This window comes from Streptomyces sp. DG2A-72, assembly GCF_030499575.1.
GTDB lineage: Bacteria > Actinomycetota > Actinomycetes > Streptomycetales > Streptomycetaceae > Streptomyces.
This window is the reverse complement of the sequence record NZ_JASTLC010000001.1, coordinates 8,964,884-8,989,301: the sequence shown is the minus strand read 5'-3', so window position 1 is coordinate 8,989,301 and position 24,418 is coordinate 8,964,884. Positions and strand designations below refer to the sequence as shown.

General features: G+C 69.2%; 22 protein-coding genes and 2 pseudogenes. 14 read left to right on the top strand and 10 right to left on the bottom strand.

The features are described from left to right. The first annotated feature begins 23 nt into the window (after positions 1–23). Together QQY66_RS42690 and QQY66_RS42685 are read left to right on the top strand one after the other, a co-directional pair. Positions 24–746: an ABC transporter ATP-binding protein gene (locus QQY66_RS42690; RefSeq protein ID WP_301985787.1), complete on the top strand. Its 723-nt coding sequence runs from the start codon at positions 24–26 to the stop codon at positions 744–746. Next, positions 743–2,752, top strand: a complete 2,010-nt coding sequence (locus QQY66_RS42685; protein WP_301985786.1) for an FtsX-like permease family protein — start codon at positions 743–745, stop codon at positions 2,750–2,752. The genes QQY66_RS42690 and QQY66_RS42685 overlap by 4 nt, the downstream gene beginning before the upstream one ends. A gap of 506 nt (positions 2,753–3,258) precedes the next feature. Here the strand turns inward: QQY66_RS42685 and QQY66_RS42680 are convergent. Continuing rightward, positions 3,259–3,963, bottom strand: coding sequence for a type 1 glutamine amidotransferase (locus QQY66_RS42680; protein WP_301985785.1), 705 nt, complete (start codon positions 3,961–3,963; stop codon positions 3,259–3,261). A 125-nt stretch (positions 3,964–4,088) separates the two neighbouring features. Here QQY66_RS42680 and QQY66_RS42675 point away from each other — a divergent pair, with 125 nt between their 5' ends. Both QQY66_RS42675 and QQY66_RS42670 read left to right on the top strand, forming a co-directional pair. Continuing rightward, positions 4,089–5,579 carry an aldehyde dehydrogenase gene (locus QQY66_RS42675; RefSeq protein ID WP_301985784.1) on the top strand — a complete coding sequence of 497 codons (1,491 nt, stop codon included), beginning with the start codon at positions 4,089–4,091 and terminating at the stop codon, positions 5,577–5,579. After that, positions 5,576–6,277: a gamma-glutamyl-gamma-aminobutyrate hydrolase family protein gene (locus QQY66_RS42670; RefSeq protein WP_301985782.1), complete on the top strand. Its 702-nt coding sequence runs from the start codon at positions 5,576–5,578 to the stop codon at positions 6,275–6,277. Before QQY66_RS42675 ends, QQY66_RS42670 begins: the two co-directional genes overlap by 4 nt. Before the next feature lie 19 nt (positions 6,278–6,296). Here QQY66_RS42670 and QQY66_RS42665 read toward each other — a convergent pair whose 3' ends face one another. From QQY66_RS42665 to QQY66_RS42635, 7 genes are all read right to left on the bottom strand, one after another. Further along, entirely contained in the window at positions 6,297–6,869 is a 573-nt protein-coding gene (locus QQY66_RS42665; protein ID WP_301985781.1) for a MarR family winged helix-turn-helix transcriptional regulator, read from the bottom strand. A 111-nt stretch (positions 6,870–6,980) separates the two neighbouring features. Then, the gene (locus QQY66_RS42660; RefSeq protein WP_301985780.1) at positions 6,981–7,826 is read right to left on the bottom strand and encodes a fumarylacetoacetate hydrolase family protein; all 846 of its coding nucleotides are present in this window, start codon (positions 7,824–7,826) and stop codon (positions 6,981–6,983) included. A gap of 1 nt (position 7,827) precedes the next feature. Then, positions 7,828–8,772, bottom strand: coding sequence for a 3,4-dihydroxyphenylacetate 2,3-dioxygenase (locus tag QQY66_RS42655; RefSeq protein ID WP_301985778.1), 945 nt, complete (start codon positions 8,770–8,772; stop codon positions 7,828–7,830). Positions 8,773–8,774: 2 nt separating this feature from the next. Then, on the bottom strand, positions 8,775–10,226 hold the full coding sequence (locus QQY66_RS42650) for an aldehyde dehydrogenase (protein ID WP_301985776.1): 1,452 nt from the start codon (positions 10,224–10,226) through the stop codon (positions 8,775–8,777). A 38-nt stretch (positions 10,227–10,264) separates the two neighbouring features. Further along, complete coding sequence (locus tag QQY66_RS42645; protein ID WP_301985775.1) at positions 10,265–11,074, bottom strand: acetoacetate decarboxylase family protein; 810 nt, start codon at positions 11,072–11,074, stop codon at positions 10,265–10,267. Positions 11,075–11,082: 8 nt separating this feature from the next. Continuing rightward, the gene (locus QQY66_RS42640; protein WP_301985774.1) at positions 11,083–12,051 is read right to left on the bottom strand and encodes a TIGR03619 family F420-dependent LLM class oxidoreductase; all 969 of its coding nucleotides are present in this window, start codon (positions 12,049–12,051) and stop codon (positions 11,083–11,085) included. Between the two features lie 20 nt (positions 12,052–12,071). Next, the gene (locus QQY66_RS42635) at positions 12,072–13,439 is read right to left on the bottom strand and encodes a glutamine synthetase family protein (protein ID WP_301985772.1); all 1,368 of its coding nucleotides are present in this window, start codon (positions 13,437–13,439) and stop codon (positions 12,072–12,074) included. Between the two features lie 248 nt (positions 13,440–13,687). On the opposite strand from QQY66_RS42635, the gene QQY66_RS42630 reads away from it, so the two are divergent. From QQY66_RS42630 to QQY66_RS42620, 3 genes are read left to right on the top strand one after another with little or no spacing between them, the layout of a single operon-like run. Next, positions 13,688–15,127, top strand: coding sequence for an APC family permease (locus QQY66_RS42630; RefSeq protein ID WP_301985770.1), 1,440 nt, complete (start codon positions 13,688–13,690; stop codon positions 15,125–15,127). After that, the gene (locus QQY66_RS42625; RefSeq protein WP_301985769.1) at positions 15,124–15,939 is read left to right on the top strand and encodes an SDR family NAD(P)-dependent oxidoreductase; all 816 of its coding nucleotides are present in this window, start codon (positions 15,124–15,126) and stop codon (positions 15,937–15,939) included. The genes QQY66_RS42630 and QQY66_RS42625 overlap by 4 nt, the downstream gene beginning before the upstream one ends. Then, a complete protein-coding gene (locus tag QQY66_RS42620; protein ID WP_301985767.1) occupies positions 15,940–16,671 on the top strand; it encodes an SDR family NAD(P)-dependent oxidoreductase in 732 nt (243 codons plus the stop codon). A 620-nt stretch (positions 16,672–17,291) separates the two neighbouring features. On the opposite strand, the gene QQY66_RS42615 is transcribed toward QQY66_RS42620, so the two are convergent. Beyond that, positions 17,292–17,435 (bottom strand): hypothetical protein, encoded by a 144-nt coding sequence (locus QQY66_RS42615; RefSeq protein ID WP_301985766.1) that lies wholly within the window; start codon positions 17,433–17,435, stop codon positions 17,292–17,294. A 628-nt stretch (positions 17,436–18,063) separates the two neighbouring features. On the opposite strand from QQY66_RS42615, the pseudogene QQY66_RS50645 reads away from it, so the two are divergent. Further along, a pseudogene (locus tag QQY66_RS50645) lies at positions 18,064–18,579 on the top strand (HNH endonuclease); the annotation flags it as partial. A 167-nt stretch (positions 18,580–18,746) separates the two neighbouring features. Here the strand turns inward: QQY66_RS50645 and QQY66_RS42610 are convergent. Then, positions 18,747–18,941, bottom strand: a pseudogene (locus QQY66_RS42610) (transposase family protein); the annotation flags it as partial. Positions 18,942–19,320: 379 nt separating this feature from the next. Here QQY66_RS42610 and QQY66_RS42605 point away from each other — a divergent pair. The 6 genes from QQY66_RS42605 to QQY66_RS42580 all read left to right on the top strand — a co-directional run bounded on the left by QQY66_RS42605 (position 19,321) and on the right by QQY66_RS42580 (position 24,416). Then, positions 19,321–21,843 (top strand): NucA/NucB deoxyribonuclease domain-containing protein, encoded by a 2,523-nt coding sequence (locus QQY66_RS42605; protein WP_301985765.1) that lies wholly within the window; start codon positions 19,321–19,323, stop codon positions 21,841–21,843. Between the two features lie 95 nt (positions 21,844–21,938). Beyond that, complete coding sequence (locus tag QQY66_RS42600) at positions 21,939–22,520, top strand: SMI1/KNR4 family protein (protein ID WP_301985764.1); 582 nt, start codon at positions 21,939–21,941, stop codon at positions 22,518–22,520. Between the two features lie 202 nt (positions 22,521–22,722). Then, positions 22,723–22,845, top strand: a complete 123-nt coding sequence (locus QQY66_RS42595) for a hypothetical protein (protein ID WP_301987793.1) — start codon at positions 22,723–22,725, stop codon at positions 22,843–22,845. 78 nt (positions 22,846–22,923) lie between these two features. Next, positions 22,924–23,184, top strand: coding sequence for a hypothetical protein (locus QQY66_RS42590; protein ID WP_301985763.1), 261 nt, complete (start codon positions 22,924–22,926; stop codon positions 23,182–23,184). A 64-nt stretch (positions 23,185–23,248) separates the two neighbouring features. Then, complete coding sequence (locus tag QQY66_RS42585) at positions 23,249–24,088, top strand: transposase family protein (RefSeq protein WP_301985762.1); 840 nt, start codon at positions 23,249–23,251, stop codon at positions 24,086–24,088. Positions 24,089–24,275: 187 nt separating this feature from the next. Next, entirely contained in the window at positions 24,276–24,416 is a 141-nt protein-coding gene (locus QQY66_RS42580; RefSeq protein ID WP_301985761.1) for a hypothetical protein, read from the top strand. Positions 24,417–24,418 lie beyond the last annotated feature (2 nt).

Sequence of the window (24,418 nt, the reverse complement as noted above, 5' to 3'; positions counted from 1 at the left end):
GCTTCCCCCCGGGAGACCGCCCGATGAGCACCCCCTCCGCCGTCCTGACCGGCACCGGCCTGTTCAAGTCCTACGGCATGGCCCGCGCCCTGGCCGGCGTCGACATCGAAGTGACGGCCGGCGAGTCGCTGGCCGTCATGGGCCCGTCCGGCTCCGGCAAATCCACCCTGCTGCACTGCCTGGCCGGGATCGAACGACCCGACTCCGGTGAAGTCCGGCTGGACGGCAAGCGGGTCGACCAGCTCCGCGAACCGGCCCGCAGCGAGCTGCGCCGCACCGCGTTCGGCTTCGTCTTCCAGTCCGGCCAGCTGCTGCCGGAACTGCCCGCCGACGAGAACGTGGCCCTGCCGCTGATGCTCGGCGGCACGACGCGCCGGGCAGCCGTCGAGCAGGCCCGGCAGTGGTTCGGTCCACTGGGCCTGCAGGGCCTGGAAAGTCGGCGTCCCGGACAGCTGTCCGGAGGTCAGGCGCAGCGGGTGGCCATCGCCCGGGCCCTGGTCGGCCGTCCGAAGGTGATCTTCGCGGACGAGCCGACCGGCGCGCTGGACCAGGCCACCGGCATGGAAGTGATCCACCTGCTGACGGAGGTCAGCCGTGGCCAGGGCGCCGCCCTGGTCCTGGTCACCCACGACGCGAACGTGGCCCGTTGGTGCGATCGCACGGTGGAGGTCCGCGACGGCCGGCTGGCCGGAGACCGAGCTGCGGCAGAGGCCGGGGCCGAGTCGAAGGCGGGGTACCGGCGATGAGGGCACTGGACCGCACCACCTGGACGCTGACCTGGCGGCTCACCCGGGCCGGCGGCCGCACCGGCCTGCTCGCCACCGGGCTCGCGGTCGCGGCGGCTGCCGTGTCCACCACACTGCTGCTGCTGTGCGTCGCGATGAACCTCGGCTTCCAGCACCGCTCGGACCACACCGACTGGCGCAACCCGGTGGAGTCCTCCCGCCCGGCGGCCATCGAGGCGGTCGGGACCACATTCACCCAAGGAGTGCCCGTCACCGTCGTGGACGTGGCGCAGCTGCCCGGGCGCACCGCTCCCGCCCCGCCCGGCCTCGACCGCTTCCCCGCCCCCGGCCAGCTGTGGGTCTCCCCGGCGCTCGGCGCCCTGCTCGACCGGCTGCCCGCCGACCGCCACCCGGTCCCCGGCACGCCCACCGGAACACTGGGCCGCGCGGCGCTCGCACACCCCGACGAACTCGTCGCGGTGATCGGACACCGCTCCACCGACCCGGCGGTCACCGCCGAGCGCGCGCCCGACCCGCGCCGGATCGGCGACACCGTCTCTCCCACCCCCGTCGCCTCCTTCACCGGCACGCCGCTGAAGGAAGGCGTGGGCGACATGTACACGCTCCTCGCCCGGCTCGCCACCATCCTCGTCGTCGTACCGCTGCTGGTGCTGGGTGCCTCCGCCGCGCGGCTGTCGGTCTCCCGCCGCGATCAGCGGCTCGCCGCGCTGCGCCTGATCGGTGCCACGCCGGGCCGTATCGCCGGGATGACGGCCGCCGAGGCACTGCTCACCGGGGCGGCCGGGGCACTGCTCGGTGCCGTGGGGTACGCGGTGCTGCTGCCGGCGGCGGCGAGTCTGCCGATCGCGGGCGGCTCCTGGTACACAGCCGACCTGTGGATCGGCGCACCGCCGCTGCTGGCGGTGACGGCCGGGGTGGTCGCGCTGGTCGTGGTCAGCGCGCTCGCCGGTCTCCGTCAGGTGGTCGTCGGCCCACTGGGCGTGGCCCGCCGCTCGCGCGGCCGGGGAGCGAGCGCCGTACGGGCGCTGGTCTTCGTGGCCGTGGTCGCCGTGTACGGCTGGATCACCAGGAAGTACGGCAGCGACGACGTCGTGGCGCTGTCCGCGTTCGCCGCGGTCTTCCTTGCACTGGCCGTGATCGGGCCCTGGGTGGTCCGGCTGCTCGGCAGGGTCGTCACCGCCCGGGCCAAGCGCCCCGCGACGCTGCTGGCCGGGCGCCGGCTGCTCGACGATCCCAAGGCCGCCTGGCGGATCGTCTCCGGGCTCACCCTGGCCGGTTTCGTCGCCGGGTTCTTCGCCCTGCTCAGCCTGGACGCCGCTCCCACGTGGGGAGGAGGGCCCGACCAGCTCGCCATCGCCGTCCCGCACAACAAGGTGACGCACGTACGGACGCTGGCCGAACAGCGCCTGCACGCCGCCGGGGTGACCGCCGTGGTCGGCGTGGACGACGGCTTCGTGGCCCAAGCCCCCTACGACAGCCGCCAGGTCACCGCCACCGTGTCCGGCGGCCCGGCCGAGCTGGACCGTGCCCGTACCGCGCTCACCGGCCTGATGCCCGACCAGTACCCGGTCACCGGCGTCGAGGTGAACTGGTCCGAGGCACGGCTCACCCGGGACTTCAACACCATCACCCGGGTGGTGCTCGTGGTGACCTTCGCCGTCGCCATCACCTCGGCCGGGATCACCGCGGCCTCCTCCGTCCTGGACCGCCGCCGCACCTACGCCCTGCTCCACCTGGCCGGGACTCCCCTGCGGGTCCTGGACGCCGCCCGCAGCCGGGAGACGCTGATCCCGGTGACGGTGCTGGCGGGCGGGGCCGTCGCGGCAGGGCTGATGTGCGGGGGATCGATGATGCCGGCCGGCGGCGACTCGTCGTTCGACGCGCGCGGCCTGATCGTTCTCGCGGTGTGCTGCGCCGCCGGGGTCGGCGGGATCGTGGCGGCAGGCGGACTGAGCCGTCCTCTGCTGCGCGCGGTCACCCGGCAGGTGGGAGCACGGGGCGAGTGAACGCCGCGGGGCCGAGCCCGACGGCGGGCCCGGCTGTGCATGGGCGGGCTGCGTTCGAGGCCGGCGTTGACCAGCCGGATGCCCCGGTCGAGCGGCTGATCCTGCGCGAGCTGGTGACCAAGCTGTTGGCCCACTCCGCACGCGGCACGGTGCAGGGGCGCGCACGGCCGTAAGCTCTTGATCGGTGTCACTGGCATGACGGCTCCCGTATCGCCGCGGCCGAGCCGAACCGGGGCCACGAGGCGACCGTCGCGATCCGCTCCGGCTCGGCCGTTGTCCTGCCCGGGCACCCGGCCCTGGCTCCGCCGACCGCTTCCCCGACCAAGACGGCTCCGACCCGATGGATTCCGAGAGGGCCCGACACCTGGACGGCCAGGCCGAGCTCGGCCACGGCCTCCTCGGACCAGTGCGGCTGCTGCCTCACGCGCAAGCCGACGTTCCTGGCCGGAACCGTCGCTGACGCTGACGCCGTCCCGGTATCGCGGCACGATGCCGGGGCAGCGCTCTCAGTTCCGGGCCACCTGTGCCAGAAACGCGTCCACGATGCCGTACGCCCTCCGCACGGACTCCTCTTGCAGGCTCCGAGTCTCGGCGAGCAGTCGATCGGGGTCCATGCCGTGTTCCCTGGCCTGCCGGCGTCCGCCAAGGTCGAGCCACCGCTGTAGCGTCTCCTCGGTGAGTTCGGGGTGGAACTGCACCCCGAGGGCCCGGCCGGCCCGGAACGCCTGTGGGCCGACGGCGCTGCGGGCGAGCTCCACGGCTCCCGGCGGCGTCACGAAGCGGTCGAAGTGCCACTGGAACCAGGGACCTGGCGGGATGAGCTCCGGCGCGTCGGACTCGACGGTCATCCAGCCGATCTCCGGACGGGGCGCCTGCTCCACGCTCCCGCCCAGGGCCGTCGCCAGGACCTGGGCGCCGAAGCAGATACCGAGGACGGGCAGGTCCGAGGCGTGCGCGGTGCGCAGCAGCTCCAGTTCGCCGTCGATCCACGGGGCGACCGTGCTCCGGTCGTAGACCGACCAGGGGGCGCCGAGCGGGATCAGCAGGTCGTAGCCGGCGGGGTCGGGGAAGTCGAAGTCCAGGGCGGGGGTCCGGTGACGGGCCTCGGGGACGACCGTCACCTCGTCGATCCGGTAACCGAGCTGGGCGACACGGTCGCCGATGGGACCGGACAGGGACGCGTGGTCGTGACGTATGACGAGGGCGCGCACGGGCTCTCCTCTTCTCGGCTTTTCGGCGGCGATGGTGCGGGAGCGGACGGCTCTTGTGGGGAGCGCCGACCCGGCGATATCGTTTGGCTTCAAACGTAATGCATCGCGCACCCCGGGAGACATCCATGGCGGACCGCACCCATGACGAGTGGCTGCACCTGGCCAAGGCGCTGACGCTGCCGACGACCCACCACATCGACGGTGTCGGGGAAGCCGGGAGCGGTCGCAGTTTTCCGGTGGTCTCACCCCGTGACGGCCAGGTGCTCGCCCAGGTGGCCGACGCCGGGCCCGGGGAGGTGGACTCGGCGGTGTCCGCGGCGCGCCGGGCCTTCGATTCCGGCCCCTGGCCGCGCCTTTCCCCGGCCGACCGGGGCAGAATCCTGCTGCGCCTCGCCGACCTGCTGGAGGAGTACCGCGAAACTCTCGCGCTCGCCGTCAGCCTGGAGATGGGCAAGCCCATCACCGACGCCTACGCCATCGAACTGCGCGCCGCCATCAACACGTTCCGCTGGTACGGGCAGTTGGCCGACAAGCTCACCGATGAGTCGCCGCACACCGCACCGGAAGCGCTCGCCCTGGTCACCCGGGAACCGGCCGGAGTCGTCGGGGCGGTCGTCCCGTGGAACTTCCCGCTGACACTGGCGAGTTGGAAGATCGCCCCGGCGCTGGCCGCGGGCTGCACGGTGGTGCTCAAGCCTTCGGAGAACTCCCCGCTGTCCGCGCTGCTGCTGGGCCGGATCGCCACCGAGGCAGGGCTGCCGCCCGGCGTGCTCAACGTCGTCGCCGGTGACGGACCGGTCGCCGGACGGGCACTCGGCCTGCACCCGGACGTGGACGTCCTGGCCTTCACCGGCTCCACCGCGGTCGGCCGCCACTTCCTGCGCTACGCGGCGGACTCCAACCTCAAGCGCGTCTGGCTGGAACTCGGCGGCAAGTCGCCGAACATCATCCTCCCGGACGCCCCCGACCTGGAGAAGGCCGCCGCCACCGCGGCCTGGGGCATCTTCTTCAACCAGGGCGAGATGTGCACCGCCCCCTCCCGGCTGCTCGTGCACTCCTCGGTCGCCGAACGCGTCACCGAGGCGATCGTGGCCCGGGCGGGCGAGCTGCGGGTCGGTGATCCGCTCGACCCGGCCACCGAGATGGGCGCGATGGTGGGCGAGAGCCACCTCGGGCGCGTCCTCGACCACATCGGCACCGGGCTGGAGGAAGGCGCCCGGCTGCGGGCCGGCGGTGGCCGGACGCTGGCCGAGTCCGGCGGCAGCTATCTGCGGCCCACCGTCTTCGACGGGGTGGACCCGGGGATGCGGCTGGCCCGCGAGGAGATCTTCGGCCCGGTGCTGTCCGTGCTCACCTTCGACGACCTCGACGAGGCCGTACGGCTGGCCAACGCCACCGAGTACGGTCTGGCCGCCGGCCTGTGGACCTCCGACCTGTCCACCGCCCACCGGGTCTCGCGCGCACTCAGAGCCGGCACCGTCTGGGTCAACTGCTACGAGGAGGGCGACCTGACCGTCCCCTTCGGCGGCATGAAGCAGTCGGGCAACGGCCGCGACAAGTCCGCACACGCCCTGGAGAAGTACACGGAGCTCAAGACGACCTGGATCCAGCTGTGACCCGACCCCTGATCGCCATACCGGCACGCTTCGCCGCCACCACCTCCGCGCTCCGGTACGCCGCCGAGGTCAACGCCCGCGCCCTGATCGAGGCCGTGTGGCGGGCCGGCGGCGAGCCGGTGAGCATCCACCCGGAGATGACCGACGTAGCCGCCCGTCTCACCCGCTTCGACGGCGTGCTGCTCCCCGGCGGCGGCGACCTCGCTCCGCACCGTTACGGCGCCACCGACACCCACGACAGCGTGTACGACGTCGACGACCTCCAGGACGCCTTCGACCTCGAAGTCGCCCGTACCGCACTGGACCTGGGTCTGCCGCTGCTGGCGATCTGTCGTGGTCTGCAGGCTGTCAACGTCGCCCTCGGCGGCACCCTCGAACAGGACATGGGCGGCCCGGATCGCGAACACCGGCACCTTGTGCACCCTGTGACGCTCCGACGCGGCACGCTGGTGGAACAGGCTACCGGCGGCGAGAAGACAGAGGCGTCCTGCTACCACCACCAGCGCGTGGACCGCCTCGGCACCGGCCTCTCGGTGACCGCCCGCGCCGCCGACGACACCGTGGAGGGCCTCGAACTCCCGGACACACGGAACTGGTTCACTGCTGTGCAGTGGCATCCCGAGGACACCGCACACACCGACCCCGCCCAGCAAGGGCTGTTCGACGCCCTCGTACGCGTCGCGCGCGACACGGACTGAGCGCCCCGCGCGACGCGGCTCAGGTCCTGGGGCGACGCCCGCTGCGCCGCGGGGCGGGCTCGGCACCGTCGAGCAGTTCCAGGCGGCGTTCCTCGCCGTGGGTCTCGACCTGGACGACGATCCGGCGCAACGCGTCCGCGGTCGCCAGGCACTCCTCGTCGCTCAGCGGGGAGGCGACGAAGGCCTCCTCCGCGTTGAACTCCGGGAAGAGGCTCTGCATCAGGGCCTCCCCCGCGTCCGTGAGTCCGAGCAGGACCCGTCGGCCGTCGGAGGGGTGCTCGACGCGCCGCACCAGTCCTCGCGACTCCAGTGTCCGGGCGACACCCGTGAGCGTGCCCTTGGAGATCCCGGCCTCCTCGGCGACGAGCCGCGTCTCCGTCTCGCCCGAGATCCACACGACCCAGAGCACGACGAACCCGGTCCAGGTCAGGTCGCAACCCCGCAGCACGGAGTTCTCCACGTGCTGACGGACCGCGGCAGCGGCCCGGTGGATGTTCGCGACGACTGCCATCTGCTCATGGCGGATGGGGGTGTCGCCCAGCTTGGCCTTGACCAGTTTCTCGGTCTCGACGATGGATCGTTGCCCGGACACCGCACACCTCCGATGCGCCACTGAACCGTATGGGTTCCCCACGAATTCGTTCGGCGTCAAATCATACGTGTTACCTGCGACAGGTCATCGACGCAGGTGAGTGACCCCTGTCTACCGCTGCGGCGGGCGGATGCCACGGAACTCCCAGTCGCCGCCGAGCGCCGTGGACAGCACCTCCTCCGACTCCGTGGGCTGCGCGCCCACGTCGCTGCGGATCGGGGTCGGGCCGGTGACGATGTGGTTGGTGAGCCGGCCCAGGCCCTCGACCTCCACCTCGACGATGTCACCGGGTCGTACGGGACGGGAGTTGGCGGGCGTCCCGGACAGGAGGACATCGCCCGGGTAGAGGGTGATGGTGCGGGCGATGTCGGCGACGAGGTAGTGCATGTCCCACTCCATCTCGTCGGTCGAACCGTCCTGTACCACCTCCCCGTTGACATACGTCTTCAGGTACTTGCCGTGGAAGTCCCAGTTGGTGACCAGGCCGGGGCCGAGCGGGCAGAGGGTGTCGGAGCCCTTGACGCGGAGCATGGACCCGGCGTCGGTGTCCCGGAAGTCGTGCAGCCCGTAGTCGTTGGCGATGGTGTAGCCGGCGATGTACTCCCCCGCCTCGGCCGGGGAGATGTTGCGCGCGGTCTTGCCGATGACGATCGCGACCTCGCCCTCGTAGTTGAGCCACTTGCAGCCCTCGGGGCGGACGATCGCACCCTGGTGTGAGTTCAGGGCCGAGGTCGGCTTGTGGAAGTACGTCGGGGTCGGAGTCAGTCGGATCTGGAACTCGTCCACGCGGCTGCGGTGGTTGAGGTGGACGGCGATCACCTTCGACGGCACGACCGGCGGAAGGTGCCGCGCCTCCTCCGTCTTGACGCGGCGGCCGTCCCCGGCGACCAGTTCGTCACCCTCGACGGTGACCTGGACGGCGGCGCCGTCCAGGAGGATACGGCGGTATTCAGGCATGTCAGGCCTCCTGGGGGCGGCTGTGCGGGGTGCGTGGGGAAGCGGCTGCGGGCAGAGTGGTGCCGGTCCACCCGCCGGCGGGGCGGTCGAACCAGAGGTGGACCTGGCCGGTGCCGACGGAGTTCTCGTACTGGCCGTACTGTCGGGCCTTGGCGGTGCACGCCTGTTCGCCGAGGGCGCCGGCAAGCATCAGGTAGTGGAAGAACTTCGCCTCCGGCTTGTACTTCCAGAACGCGTCCATGGTGTCGAGGACCTTGTCGTGGCGGCCCTCCTTGAACCAGGCGATGCGCTCCTCGTCGGCGGCCCGCGCCTCGGGCGTGAAGATGTGCACCGGGTCGCTGGCCTCGTGGTCGCGGATCTCGCGCAGCGGCCAGAAGGTGTGCGACAGCGCACCGGAGGCGATGACCAGAACACGACGGCCTGGGGTGGCGGCGATGCCGTCCGCGAGAGCGCGGCCCAGGCGCAGATGGTCCTCCATGTCGCCGGTCTGGCAGACCCCGATGGTCACCCACCGCTTGTCCGGCAGCCCCTCCCCCAGGAACTTCCAGAGGTTGATGGTGGCGTAGTAGATCGGCAGGTACTCGTCCTCGATCGCGGTGATCCAGGTGCCGTGCCGGTCCGCGAACTTCGCGATGTTGTGGGCGAGTTCGGGGTCGCCGGGGAAGTCGTACGGCATCCGGCACATGCCGCGCGGCAGTTCCTCGGAGGTGAACAGCCCGGCCCGGCGCTGCTGCGCGGTGACGACGAATTCGACGGTGGTGGCCCAGTGGGAGTCGAGGACGACGACGGTGTCGTAGTCGTCGGACTCGAAGACGTCCTTGCGGAGCTGGTGCAGGCCGGTGACGAGGGTGATCTCCTTGCCCTCATTCAATTCCAGCCGGTCGGCCTCGGGGAGCACGATGGTGGGTACGTGGGCGAGCAGCCCGGCTCCGACGATCTCGCCCATGGTTACTGCCATCCGTTCGGTGCGGTGACGGTGTTCTTGAGGTCGCAGTAGAAGTCGAAGCTCCAGGTGCCGCCCTCACGCCCGACGCCGGACTGGCGTGAGCCGCCGAAGGGGGCCTGGAGGTCGCGGACGAAGAAGCAGTTGACCCAGACCGTGCCCGCGACGAGCTGTGCGGTGACACGTTCGGCGCGCTCCTTGTCGCCGGTGGCGACGGTGGCGGCGAGGCCGAAGCGGGTGTCGTTGGCGAGGCGGACGGCTTCGTCCTCGGTGGTGAAGGTCTGGAGCGTGAGAACGGGTCCGAAGACCTCCTCCTGCACGATCTCCGAGTCCTGCGCGACATCGGTGAGCAGCGTCGGCGCATAGTACTGCCCGTCGCCGCGGTGTCCGCCGATGACCGCATGGGCTCCGGCGGCGAGCGCCCGCTGCACGAACCCGTCGATCTTCTCCAGCTGACGGGGGTGGATGTTGGGCCCGATGTCGGTGGCCTCGTCACGCGGGTCGCCCTGCTTCAGCGCGCTCGCCTTCTCGACGAACCGGCGCGTGAACTCCTCGACGACCGACTCCTCGACGAGGAACCGGGTCGCCGCGAGGCAGACCTGCCCGGCGTTGTCGTACTGCTCCACCGCGAGGTCCACGGCGAGGTCCAGGTCGGCATCGGCGAACACCAACAGGGGTGATTTGCCGCCGAGTTCGAGGCTGAGCGGGGTGAGATTCACGGCGGCGGACCCGGCGATGCGCTGGGCCGTCGGCACGGACCCGGTGAAGCTGATCCGGCGCACGTCCGGGTGCGAGGTGAGAGCGTCGCCGATCTCGGAGCCGTAACCCTGGACGACGTTGAACACCCCGGCGGGCAACCCGGCCGCGGCGGCGATGTCCGCGAGCAGTGAGGCGGTCAGCGGGGTCCACTCGGCGGGCTTGAGGATCACCGTGTTGCCGGCGGCGAGGGCCGGGGCGATCTTCCACGTCGCCAGCATCAGCGGCGCGTTCCACGGCGTGATCAGCACACTCGGGCCCGCCGGGTCCCAGCTCACCCGGTTCGTGTGGCCGCGCGTCTCGAAGTCCTCGTGGTCCAGCTTCAGCAACCAGTCCGCGAAGAACCGGAAGTTGTGCGCGACGCGGGGCATCACACCACGGCGGTGCGAACGCAGGAGAGCGCCGTTGTCGTTCGTCTCGACGATCGCCAGCTCCTCGATCCGCTTCTCGACGCCGTCGGCAATGGCGTGCAGGATGCGGGCCCGCTCCGCACGCGGGGTGGCCGCCCACGCGGGGAACGCCTCACGAGCGGCGGCAACGGCGGCTTCGGCTTCGGCCGGGCCGCCGCGGGCGACCTCACCGAGGGCGTTTCCGTCGATCGGCGAGACATCGGTGAACGTCTCGGCGGACGCGACGCGTCGACCCCCGATCCAGTGCCGGGTGTCGACGGAAACCCCGGCGACAGTGATCTTGTCAGACATGAGAAGTGCTCCATTTGAACGAAGGGTGAGTACGCCTATCAGGGGCGCGCAGACGACGTACCGGCCTCCAGCAACCGCCCCCCGTCCCACACCACCCCGACCTGGCGGTAGTACGCGGCGATCGGCTCCCGGATCTCCAGCCGGGCCAGTTCCTCCGTCGGCGCCTCGAAGAGCTCCAGCTCGGCGTCACCGAGCCAGGGTTGCCCCCCTTCGAATGAGGCCGCACCGGACTCGATCAGCTCATCGAGAGCGAGCCCCTTGCCCTTCTCGATCGAAGGCAGCCATCGGTGATGGGCCATGGCGTGCCCGTTGACGAACCCGTTCGTCTGCGACGGCTCCCGCAGAGTGACGACCGCCTGCGCCAGGCGCCGGTCCGCCGCGGCCAGGGTCGCCCCGAACCGCGCTCCCGCCTCGATCCGTGGAGCGGGCCCGTACGGATGCGGACGCGTCTGGTGGATGGACCCGAGCTTCTTCGGATACCCCTGGTGCAGCCCGCGCGCGATGGCGAAGTCCTTGTCGACCCAGATGTACACACAGCGCGAGTACGTCTGCCCCCGGTACTGGCAGCGGACGACCGCGAACGCCTCCTTGTACTGGGCTCGTACCGGGTCGAGGAGTTCTTCGGCCGACGCCGAGCAGGACTGCCAGTCCGCCCAGATCAGCGCGACCGCACCGGGATCGTCGTCGGCCAACTCCAAGGGCTCGGGCAGCAGTTCACGTACCCGCGAGGGATCCGTGCGGTACTCGACGGTGAGCAGGTCGCCCGAGTAGTGCCACGGCGGGGAGGGGATCAGCGACGACGAACCGGTCGCCGTCTTGGGAGGGAAGTAACCACGGACACTGGCCATGACGTTCCTTAGGCGCTGGATGAGGGGGAGGTGGAGGTGAGCGACTCCACCCGGCGTATGACGTCGCGGCAGAAGGCCCCGACGCCGTGCGGGTCGTCGGTGAACTGCGAGGGCTTCACACAGAACGTCGTGAAGCCCTGCTCCAGTTGCTCGGGGATCGACTCCAGCGCCCGGCCGAGGTCGGCGCACGAGCGATCGTCCGGGAACACCGCGCGGGTGCCGCCGATCATCTCCAGGTCGGCGAGGTCACGGCCCTCGGCCGCCATCGCGTCGGCGAGGATGCGCATCTGCTCGGATGTCGGCCGGCCGAGCGGGTTGAAGGCGTGGCCGTGGCGGACGATCCGGCGCACCATGGCGTCGTGCATGCCGGCGCCGCCGAAGCAGAGCCTCGGGCCGTCGGGCCGGTGGGCCTTGGGCTCGAAGTAGACGTTCTCGAATCTGTAGTGCTCGCCCTTGTACGACACGGGGGACGGGCCCCACAACTTCGCCCAGATCTCCAGGTGTTCGTCGAGCAGCTTCCCGCGCCGGGAGTAGGGGACGCCCAGGGCGTCGTACTCGTCGCGGCTCCAGCTCACGTTGGGCAGCACCATCAGGCGTCCCTCGGAGAGCAGGTCGAGGGTGCCCAACTCGCGGGCGAGCAGCAGCGGGTGGCGCAGCGGGGCGATCACGGCGGAGGCGGCGAGGCGGAGGCGCTCGGTCACGGCCGCGATCGCGCCGAGCAGGATCAGGGAGTTGGGCCAGGGGGTGTACGGGTCCTGGTTGCCCGGCAGGGCGTAGTCGCGCGGGTTGCCCATGACGCCGTTCACGCCCGCGTCGGGGCCGAGCACGATGTGCTCGCTGATCATCACGGAGTCGAACCCGGCGTCTTCGGCCTCGCGGGCCCAGCGCACCAGCGTGGGCAGGTCGGCCCGGCCTCCGGTCATGGTCCAGTTCTCGCTGAGCACCAGTTGCATGCGGGGTGCTGGGACGGTCGTCATGGTCGTACGCACTCCGTTCTTCAGAGCATCCACGAGTACTCGTGGAACTCCCAGTCGGTGACGGCCCTGTCGAAGCGCGCCAGTTCCTGCCGCTTCAGGGCGGTGAACACCTCGGCGAAGCGGTCGCCCAGCGCCTGAGCGAGGAGTTTGTCCGTCTCCAGGGCGGTGAGTGCCGCGCCGAGCGAGGTGGGCAGCGGGGCGCCGTCGTCGCCGCGGGCGCCTGCGATGGGCGGCGGAGGTGTCAGGTCCCGTTCCATGCCGTCGAGTCCGGCCGCGAGCAGGGCGGCGATCGCCAGGTAGGGATTGGCCGCCCCGTCGCCGATGCGGACCTCGACGCGGGTGCCGTGGCCGCGCTCGGGCGGGATGCGGGCGAAGGCGAGCCGGTTGTCGTAGCCCCAGTTGGCGGTGACGGGGGCCAGTGAGCCGGGATCGGCGAGGCGCTTGAAGGCGTTGACGGTCGGGTTGAGGACGGCCATCAGGGCCGGGGCGTGCTCCAGGACGCCGGCCAGGAAGGACTTGGCGAGCGGGGCGAGCCCGTCGTCGGCGTTGCTGTCGGCGAAGAGGTTGGTGCCCTGCTCGTCAGTGACGGAGACGTGAATGTGCTGGCCGCTGCCGGAGCGGTCGGCGAATGGCTTGCCCATGAAGGTGGCCCGCATCCCGCGTTTCGCCGCGATCTCCTTGACCGCGTACTTGAACAGGAAGGCCCGGTCGGCCGCCCCGAGCGCGGGGCCGTGCCACTGGTTGATCTCGTACTGGCCACCGCTGAACTCCTGGAATCCCGCGTGGACCTGGAGGCCGAGCGCGCGGCACTCGCGGATCAGCAGGGGGAGCATGTCGTCGGGGTCGTAGGCCGTGCCGACGACGTAGCCGGCAGTGTCGCGGTCCAGGTAGCGACGCCAGCCGTGGGTGGCGGTGGCATCCTCACGGAGCAGGTAGAACTCCAGCTCGGGGGCGACGACGGGGTGCAGTCCGCGGGCGGCCAGCCGGTCGATCTGCCCGCGCAGCATGGACCGCGGGTCGAAGCCCAGCGGAGCGCCGCCCGCTGCGGGGTCGGTGACCTCGGCCAGCAGGTAGGCGATGCCGGGCGCGTAGCCGGGCAGAGCGAGTGTGTCGGGGTCGATCAGGGCGTCCGCGTCGGGCCAGCCACTGGCCGCCGACTCCGGTACGTCGAGCGGGTTGCCGCCGAGGTCGGTGACCATCAGGGCCTGGCAGAACGCCACTCCGTGGTCGGCGAAGTGCGGCAGTTCGGCGGTGGCGATCTCCTTGCCCCGGGCGACGCCGTGCAGGTCGCTCCACAGGACACGGACAAGGTCGATGCCCCGGCCGGACAGGTCGTCGGCGAGGGCCGCGAGCCGTTCGGCGCGTGCGGGCGGAGTGCTGTCTGACACCGGGGGCCTCCGGTTCGCCGGAATTTCGTTTGAGACCAAACAATAGACACGACCGGACCGCACGGCAAGAGGCGCGCCCAGTGCACACCCCTTTGCCGAGTCGAGACATCCAGACCATTGCCGACAGGCGGAACCCGGAATAACGTACGGGCCCAAACGATAAGCATCGGCTCCACCCGCGCCCGCCGCCCGTCTCCCGACCGCCATCGCCGCCGCACGTCCGCGGCTCTTCCCGGATGGAGCGATCCATGTCGCACCAGACCGCACCACCGAGCACCACGCCCCAAGCCGCACCCACCGCGGGCACCCTGTCCCTCACCGACGTGGTGGCACAGTCGGTCGGCTTCATGGGCCCGGTCTTCTCCGTCTCCGTCCTGCTCCCGATGCTCGTGGGCATCACCACCGCCACGGGTAACGGCGCCGGCGCCGCCGCCCCGCTCGCGGTGCTCATCGGCACCATCGGCATGCTCGGCATCGGCTGGATCGTCTCCGCCTACGCCCGCCGCATCCGCGCCGCCGGATCGCTCTACAACTACGTCACCGAAGGTCTCGGCACCCGCCTCGGCGCCGCCGCCGGATACGTCTACTACCTGGGCGTCCTCGTCCTCGGCGCGGGCATCGCCGTACTGATCGGCGGCACTCTGTACGACGACCTCAAGGCCGAGTTCGGCTTCGACGCCGTGCCCGTGTGGGCCTGGCAGCTGATCGTCCTGGCGATCGTCGTCGCCGTCGTGCACATCGGCGTCCAGATCTCGGTCAAGATGCAGCTGGCGCTCGCGCTGGTCTCCATGGCCGTACTGACCGTCTTCTTCGTCTACCTGATCGTCAAGGTCGGCGGCGACAACAGCCTGACCGCCTTCAAGCCCTCCAGCTCGGCCCAGGGCCTCAGCGGCATCGCCTTCTCCGTGATCTACGGCGTACTGCTCTTCACCGGCTTCGAGGCCGCAGCCAACCTGGCCGAGGAGACGGCCGAACCCCAGCGGTCCATCCCCCGGGCCGTCCTCATCTCACTGATCGCCTCCGCCGTCTTCTTCCTGCTCGGCTGCTACGCCCAGATCGCCGGCTTCCACTTCGACGTCTCCGCCGTCGCAGAGAACGCCGGAGCCCCGCTCACCACGCTCGCCTCGCCGGGCATGTACGGCGCCACCTGGCTGGCCCGCCTGGTCGAACTCGTCATCCTCCTCGACATGCTGGCCGTCTACATCGGCATCTCGGTCTCCGTCACCCGCGGTGTGCTGACGATGGCCCGCGACGGCTGGCTGCCCAAGCAGCTCACCCGGGTGAACGCCCGGCGCGGCACCCCGATCGGCGGCACCGCGGTGGTCGCCGTCGCCTACCTGCTGATCCTCCTCGTCAGCCAGGCGTTCCCGAAGGGCGTCTCCGTGCCCGGCCTGCCGGACTACTTCAGCTGGTACGCCTGGCTGTCGGCGTTCGGCATCTTCTGCCTGGCCTCGATCTACCTCGCGATGTGCTTCGGCGCACCCCGCGGACTGCGTGGGCACGCGAGCCCGGCCAAGGTCTGGGGCGCCGCGGTCATAGGCGTGCTGATCACCGGAGGCGCGCTCTTCGGCTCCGTGTACAAGGTGCCCTCCCCCACCATCTGGGCGGCGCTGGGGGCCATCGGCTGGTGCGCGCTCGCCGTGGTCGCCGCCGTCGCGGTCAAGTCCCGTACGGCGGTGACACGTTGACCGCAGCACAGCCGCCCGTCTATCTGGTCGCCGGAGCGAGCAGTGGCATCGGCGCCGCCGTCGCCGAGCGCGCGTGCGCCGCCGGGGCCCGGGTCGCCGTCTGCGGACGGCGACCGGACGCCCTCGCGGCGGTCGCCGCCCGCTGCGGCGCCACCGCGCACGTCGCCGACGTCACCAGCCGCACGGATGTGGAGCACCTGGTCGAGTCGGTCGTACGCGAACACGGCCGGCTCGACGGGGTCGTGGCGAACGCCGGGGTCATGCGCCCCGGCGGGGTCCTCGACCTCAGCGACGAGGACTGGGACGCCACCCTGGCCACCAACCTCACCTCGGTCTTCCTGCTCGCCCGCGCCACCATCGGCCAACTCACCGCCACCCGGGGCGCGTTCGTCACCGTCGGCTCCATCGCCGGCCTGCGCGCGCCCACCGGCATGTCCGCCTACGCCGCATCCAAGGCCGGCGCGGCGATGCTGACCACCACCATCGCGGCCGAGTTCGGCCCGCTCGGCGTGCGCGCCAACACGGTCTGTCCCGGCTGGACCCGCACCGAGATGGCCGACGAGGAGATGCGCGAGTTCGGCGGCCCGCTGGGCATGAGCGTCGAGGAGTCGTACGAGGCCGTCACCGCGCTGGTCCCCCAGCGCCGCCCGGCCGCCGCCGAGGAGATCGCCGACGCCGTGCTGTGGCTCCTCGGACCGCGGTCCTCGTACGTCAACGGCACGACCCTCACCGTCGACGGCGGCACCACGGTCATCGACCCCGGCGCGGTGCCCTTCGACTTCCGGATCACCCCACGTCAGAACCAGGACTGAATGATGGATCTGAAACTGACCGGCCGTACGGCCCTGGTAACGGGCGGCGCCAGCGGCATCGGCCGTGCCGTCGTCACCGCGCTGCTCGCCGAGGGGGCGCGGGTCACGGTCCTCGACCGCGCCCCGCGGCCGGCGGACCTGCCCGGCTCCGTCCACTGGCACACCGGCGACGTGACCGACGAGGACGCGGTCGCGGGCGCCGTACGGGACTGCGAAGGCCTCGCCGTCGCCGTGGGCTGCGCCGGCATCTCCGGCCCCATGGGCAAGGCACCCACCGACATCTCCCGCGCCGACTTCTCCCGTACCGTCGAGGTGAACCTCACCGGCCAGTTCCTGCTGGCCAAGCACGCGGCGGGGGCCATGCGGGAGTGGGGCGGCGGGGCGATCGTGTTCGTCGCCTCCAACTCCGGCTTCGTCGCCGCGCCCGGCATGGCCGCGTACTGCGCCTCCAAGGGCGGCGTCCTGATGCTGGCCAAGGCGCTCGCCACCGACCTCGACCCGTACGGCGTGCGGGTCAACTGCGTGGCCCCCAGCATCGTCGACACCCCGATGTCCCGGGCCGACCTCGGGCTCGTCGAGGCCGGCTTCGACGACCAGCCGTTCCCGGTACACCGCCCCGAGGAGATCGCGGCGGCCGTCTGCTATCTCGTCTCCGACCTGGCCCGGGGTGTGAACGGCACCACCCACGTACTCGACTTCGGCGGCTTGGCCCGGTCCGCGTTCCCCGCCTGACCGACCGTCCCAGCAACCGGCTCCGCCCTGCAGCGCGAACTCCCTCTGAAGCACGTACGAGGCATGCGCCGCCGTTCCCGGGCGGGCCTCGGCGTTGTCCCACCGTTCGAACGCGCGTCACACCAGCGCGCCGGCGGCCTCTCAGGCCGTCCCTGACAACGCCCCTGCGGGCGAGTGCTTGCTCTGAGCAGGCATTTCACTGATCCCGACTACGGGAGATCGCCGATGCGCTCGACGCCGAGCCCCAGCCGACCGATGACGTTCTTTTTCTGACCAGTCCTCTCGGGCCGTTCCTGTGGCCTGGTCGACGTGCTCGCGCGGCATGTCTCTTGCGCACGGAGGCCGCGGTCACGATGCCGACTGGAAGACGAGCGCTTGGCTTGGGTCGCATTGTCAGCCATCACGGGCATCCTTTACCTCGCTCCGGAGAAGAGGGAAGGACACATCCTTCCCTGAGCAGGTGCAGCTCGCCTCCCGTTGCGTCACTGTCAGTCCGACCGGTGCGTCATCACGGCTTACAAACTGGTACCGCGGCTCCGGTCCCTGACGGTGGAACATCCGATACCTCCGCCCCGTGCACTCCGACTGCAGTCGGGACCACCCAGGACTGCTGTCTGAACTCAACTCTCCGCGGTCCTCGGGTCCCACTCCGGGTGGAACTCGATGCCGAATTCCTTACCGGCGGCCTCGTAGTCCTCGGGAACCGGAGCAATCAGCCGACCCGGGAGCGTCGGGGAACCGGTCGGCACGCCGATGGCGTGCACGAACCGCTCGATGGTTCTCGTGGCGGTCCTTCGACCCGGATTCGACCCCGACGGTTTGTTTGCCTGAAAAACATGACCTCTGACCTGCGGAAATGCAGAGCGGCAGACGAGTCAGGCTATACGCGCAGTTCACGAGGCTATGGTGGCGGCGGGTCATGGTGTCTCGGGCAGGGTGGTCGGGTCGGTGGTGGCCATCACAAGCCGGATCACCCCGTTGGGACCCCGACCAGCCCAGCTGGGCGTCGGCGGCCCGCCCGAATGCGGGCGGCTCTGTGCCAGGGTGAGTCGGCCCTGATGGGCCCCGGAGCACGATCGCCACCGCGGCCTGTCGATACGGCACGATCGGGACAGCCACAGAGAACCGAGCTCCATGACAGCTGCAGCGCTCCGGCCCTCATGAACCGCCGGTCGAGGTCCGCGGTGCCGCCGACCCTGCCCAGTACGCCGGACCCGGCGGCGTGCACCTCCGCCCACGAGGGGAGGGCAGGCCATCCCTCGCCACCCCGCCTGCTGCGATCGCAGTAGACGCAAGTCTGCGAACGGCCAAGGCCTTCGCCTCGTACAGGAGAGTGCGATCCCCGTCGTGATGAGGAAGTCGTAGCCGAGGCATCAGCGAGGACGTACTGGCGTGGCCCGGGCTTCCAGGATTCCTCACGAAGAACGCCGTACTGCCGCTCCAATCAGGCGGACAGCCACCTCCTCGGTGAGTCGGCCCTGTCCCTCTGAATGTCCCGGGGGGCGGTCCGGCATCCCCCACCACGACCGGCGGCCGCGGCGGCGGTTCGTTGTCTCGGCTGTGCGGGTGCCGACGGTATGCCCGGCTACGGAGAGGAAGGCGAGTTGGTCGGGGGTGAGGTCGACGGCGACCTGTCGTGCGAGCTTAGGACATCTCGATGGTCATCCGCCTCCCCTGGTCCCCGCTCACTACCCTCCCTACGTGACAGTCGATGCCCGGCGAACATTTACGTGCCAGGAGACCTGGCGTGCATGGCAGTTGCAGGGCTGCGTCTGCAATCTCTGCAGGCGCGCGATTCCCTTCGACCTGATGCAGGGCGACCACATCGTGCCATGGAGCCAGGGCGAGCGGACCAGCAGCGAGAACCTCCAGGCAATCTGCGGTTCCTGCAATCTGCGCAAGGGCAGCACGGCGCAGTCGGTCGTGAGTGTCCGATTCTCCGCCGACCGGCTCAGCCCGAGCACGGCACCATTGAGCACTGTGCATCGTGAAGTTGCTGGTCACGGGTCTGGTGTGCGTGGGGTTCGGGGTGCTCGTGCTGGTCGTGGGCGGATGACTTCGGTGAAGATCGTCGGTCACCGGGAGACTTCGCGGTTCGTGAGGACGAGCAGGGACCTGACCAGGGCGGTCGCCCGCGTCGGGTCGGTGCGGACCTTGCCGAGCACGCGCCAGTTCTTGAGGTGGGCGAAGCCGTGCTCGACCGGTGCCCGGACCGCTTCCAGTGCGGTGTTCGACAGTTTCTGTCCTCGTGTCAGGGGGCGGCTCCGGGCGGGTTTACGAAGTAGCGAAGATCATGTGGCGGTCACGTACCGTCAGTCGGCGAGCGGTGGCGGAGCATCGTTGGCGCTGCTGACGGAGGTGAGCGGGCGCATGCGGGCATGCTACCGGCCGGTTCGCCAGCCGCCACGGAGAGTACCGAGCAGGCCCTTCGCCCACTACGACGAAGAGGCCACGGCTCGCGCCGGGGGCGCCCGCGACGCGTCGTGAAGGGAAGCAACTCCACGCTGGAGTAGCTGTTTTAAGCCAAACACACCTTTACAGAATATCGCGCCTTGTTTGATCAAGAATGCGTCAGTTTTACTGTGGCCTCCTCAGTAATGGCCTGAACCACGGAGGCGAGAATTGAAACGAAGACGCAAGTTACGAACCTTGATCACTTTTGTGATCGCAGCACTTCTCGCGACGGCCCTGACTGCTGGCCAGGACGCCGACCACGGGTCTTCATCGGGAGAGAAGACCAGTGACACCAAGGTCTGGGAACGGTCGAAGAAGCCGATGACACCCGAGGAAAGAACAGAACTTTCCCGGTACATGCACCAGCACTCCCCCGACTACGAAGAGCTGGCGTCGCAGAAGAAGCGGAAGGCGGTTGCCGAGGCAGACTTAGAAACCTGCCGCAACGCCCCCTACCCGGCCGGCAAACGCCACATGATCATGGACCGGCTGACCTGGTGCGCCATGGGTGACATCCTGTACCAGACCAGCCGCGGCTCCATCCGGTTCCGGCTGACGGCCCTGGGCAAAGCGAGCTCAGGGCCGGCGGAAGCTGACCGCAACGTCGATGTGTGGATCCACCTGGACAACTGGCGCACTACCGGGACCCCGGACTGGACCCAGCGCTTCGGGCTGAAAGGGATATGCCACCCAAAGACGGGTGGCGTGACCTGCAACGACCAAGGTGGCCGAACTGCCCCGCTCAGCGAGTGGCGTTACCTCGATGACGTCAACGAGTGGGTGACCTTCTTTTCCCCGGAAGGATCGTTGTCCGGCGACAAGGTCGCAAACTCGACCTTCGACATCGAGTTCACCGCGCAGGAGGTGAACAGGATCGAAGATGTTCCCTTCCGCTGCGACTCGGCTACCTACGTGGGGTCCGCGCGTGGATGTGTCTTCGATGACGATGAGCCGGTCACCTATCGATTCGATTCGCGTCCTGAGTGGGTAGAGCAGACGGAACACGTCTGGGAGGCACAGAACACTCCCGACCGGACGAAGCCTTCCTCGCAATACAAGAAGCAGATACCTGGCTCCCCCAAGAGTAAAGATCCGCTCACGAGGCGCTTCAGCGCAAGCGACAACAGGGCGAACAGAGACAGGTCCACCCTTCAGTGCAGGAACTACTTCGGCCGTTACTCTGACGCGCTGTCGTATCCCCGCGACTGTGACGAGTACCCGTACGCATCCACCTATGAGGGATCCGCAACGGGCGTGAACGGGATCGAACCCAATGACGGGTTCCGGCATTTCTCCGTGAAGCCGATCAACGCCGAACACAATCAGCTCGCTGGAACCGACCTCACGGCGCACTTCTACGTATCAAGTCGCATACTCGACGGCGACAGGTTCTACGTCCACCTGATCACCCCCTCCGGGGGCGAGTACAACGGGCCCAATAAACCGAGCGGGGCCGCTGCTCCCGTCACCTACCACCAGTGCGAGGGAAATGCCGTGGTGGAAGCCAAACAAGCAGCCCCCAAGGCGTACCCGGAGGACGTGTTCAACAAGTATGCCGCCACCACGCGCAATGGCTGGACGGGAGGGGACTCCACCTACAGCGTCACCATGCCCGACGGTCGCCGCTTGTGGATGTTCTCCGACACTTTCCTCGGTCCGCTGAACGACGACGGCACCCGGCCGACAAGTGCGGGCCTGATCAACAGCTCCTTCGTGGCCCAGGTCGGAGACAACCTCACCACCATTAAGGGAGGCTCGGACAGCAACCCCAAAGCACTCATGCCTCCCCAGGCGGACAAACACTGGTACTGGCTCGGAGACGGCCTCATCACCACCATCGGGGGAAAGAAGAAACTACAGGTCGTCTTCCACGAGTGGTACAAGTTCGGCGAGGGCCTCTGGGACTTCAAGATCAAGCGATCACTCGTGGCAACCTTCGACCCTGACGATCTCACCGCTCCCGAGTGGATGCAGCCGCTGCCCGCCGAAGCAGGCGTCCAGTGGGGAGCAGCCGTCATGTCAGCCGATCAGAGCGACGACGGGTACACCTACATCTACGGTGTCGATGACGCACCCACCCACAAGGGCATGAGGATTGCTCGCGTCAAGGGAACCAACATTGCCGACCCGGACAAGTGGCAATACCTCAACTCCGCCAGAGGCGAGTGGATGTATGGCGAGACCGAGGGCGACAACGCACTGACGGGCGTCGCCAACGAATACAGCGTCACCCCATTCAAGGGCAACTACGTCCTCGTCAGCCAGGACAGCACCGTAGCGTTCAGCGGAAAGATCCGTATGTGGAACGGCTGCGATCCCTACGGCCCCTTTGGCTCCTGGGTAGGCCACGACGAGGTCTATCAAATGCCTGAACCGGGTCCTTACGGAGACTGCACCGAGAAAGAAGAAGACGGAAAGTGCTTCTCTTACAACGCACACGTCCACCCTTCACTGTCGAGTGACAGCCGCTGGATCCTGTCCTACAACGTGAATAACTTCGACAGCAACATCGCGCCCGGCGCCGCACACTATCGTGATCCCACGATCTACCGGCCGCGATTCGTTTCGTTCACTCTGGAGACTTCCAACGTCAAACGGAGCGAAGCGAACATCAAGTACTCGACCCAGCAACCGCAGAAGACAGCGATACCCTGTCGACCAGAACAACGCCCTCTGGCCGGGGTATTCTCCCTGGTCCGCGGAAAACCCTGCCCGTAACGCATAACTGCTCGGCATGTGTGGTGTCCGCGCTGCCGTCCGGCAGCGCGGACACCACACTGTGACCGTCATCTACGACGACGAAGGAGTGGAACATGTCGGTTGAAGAGTCCTGGGAGAAGATCGAACAGTGGATAGTCCGGCATGCACCGAACGAGCCTGCTTTGCCAGGGCCGTGCACTCCCTCGGGCATCCAACAACTTCATGATCAGCTCGGGGTACACCTACCGGAGGACGTGGAACGTTCCCTGCTCCGCCACGACGGCTCCGGCATCACCACGATCATCCCTCCCGGCTTCACGCTGCTCAGCACCGAAGACATTCTTAAGAAGCACGCATCATGGCTACGTTTCGCCATGACGGACGACAGTAACCTGAGCGAAACCGATAAACCCTTCATCGTGCCCATAGCCGCTCTGAGTAGCAACATGCTCCTTGTTGACACCAGAACGGGAAAGCTGGGCTGGTGGGACATCGAGAGCCCCTACTCGTCCGACGCGCAACTTCCCGGGGGAACTTTGTCGTCGGTTCTCGATTTCGTCGGGAACCTGCTCGCCTCGCCGCGCCCTTGGATCGCAATACTGCCGGGTGATGAGGAGTGGGAGGCCACGGACGCCCATCCGGACTTTCCCCGAACGTTGATCTGGACGGAGGACGAGCTGCCCGCGCCCCAATGAGACCTGTGGAACATGAAGTACGCAGGTCATGGGTCTGGTGTGCGGGGCGGGCAGGATACTCGCGCTGGTCGTCGGCGGGTGTCCATGGTGAAGATCGTCTGACCTGTCGGCCGGGGCCGTTGCCGGGTTCTGCTGCGCCAACCGCAGTGCCGCTCCTACGATCCGTGGCCGGGCCGGTGCGCCGGGAGGGCGTGGGGAGGGCGTGGAGATGCTGCAGCTGGAGCGGATCACGGCTCGCCGGAATGAACTCGACACGCTTGCCGAGGGGTTGGCCAAGCAACTGGCGGAGGTCCAGGCCGAGCAGGAGGAACTGGTGATCGCCTAGCGGGTCCTGAACCGGCTGGCCGAACAGGACCGGGCTGCGCAGGAGGCCGCCGCGGCCGTCGCCCCGACGGCGGCCCGGGTGGCGGGGCGGGCGGTCCTGCTGATCCCACACCGCAGCGAGAATCCCGACGAGGCCGCGCTGCCCGCCGACTACCGCAAGATCCTGGCGATCGTGCGGGCTGCCGACGGCCCGATGCAGGTCAGGGCCGTCAGCGAGGAGCTGGGCCTTGAGGTGACGGTGCGCGGGAAGCTGGAACCGCTGCGGGCGAAGCTGACCAAGCTCGGCGACCGCGGCCGACTGCACAAGCGTCCCGACGGCAGGTTCACCGCACGCTCGTAGGCGTAGGCAATGCGGGCGCCGACGGAGCGTAACTAGCGGGCCCCCGGCGGCAGTTGAGTTTAGGGTGAAGAAAAACAACCATCCCGTCGAGGGCCCTGACGACCTTGTCTGCACTGCCTGCCTGCCGCTGTCGAGTGCCACCCTGAACTGGCTCGCCAGCCTGATACGCGGCCACCTGAAGAAGATCGGCTCGCGGTGGCGGGCCCTGCCCGCGGGGAAGATCGCCGCCATCGTGCTGGCGGTACTGCGCTGTGACCAGCGGCCGGGCGACCTGGCCGGCGGCAACCAGATACACCGCACCACCGTGACCCGGTGGGTGCGGGAAGTCGTCGGCCTGCTGGCCGCCCGCGCCCTGCGCCCGGACCGCGCCCTCAAAAAGATCGCCCACAAGGGTGGCGGGGTGGTGCTGCTGGACGGCACGCTGATCCGCACCCGGCGGCGCACCGGCAAAGAGGACCGGAAGAACTACTCCGGCAAGAGCAAATGCCATGGCCTGCTCGTCATCGCGCTCACCGACGACCGCGGCCGGCTCCTCTGGGTCTCGGCGGCCCGGCCCGGACGGACCTCGGAGATCACCGCCTGCCAGCACGACCAGCTCACCGCCAGGCTGCGGGCGGCCGGCCTTGGCGCCATCGCCGACCTGGGCTTCGTCGGCCTCGACGACAGCGGCCCCGACATCGACCCGGCGGTGATCACCGGCTACAAGGCCGCCCGGAACCGCCCCCTGACACGAGGACAGAAACTCTCGAACACCGCACTGGAAGCGGTCCGGGCACCGGTCGAGCACGGCTTCGCCCACCTCAAGAACTGGCGCGTGCTCGGCAAGGTCCGCACCGACCCGACGCGGGCGACCGCCCTGGTCAGGTCCCTGCTCGTCCTCACGAACCGCGAAGTCTCCCGGTGACCGACGATCTTCACCGAAGTCATCCGCCCACGACCAGCACGAGCACCCCGAACCCCACGCACACCAGACCCGTGACCAGCAACTTCACGATGCACAGTGCTCAATCAAGTTCAGCAGTTTCAAGTTCCGTGACGTCGGTACCAGCGCCGGGTCCGGTCCCGCGCGTCTTCGCCTAGCCTTCCGCGCCATGAGAAAAAAATCGGTCCGCTCGCCGGGATGCATCGCGACCGCCGTGGTCACGCTGTGGCTCGTGCTGTACGCAGTCGCTGAGCTGACGAACTATACCGACCACGGCGAGCACCGGGACGAACGGCTGGACAGCCTATGAGA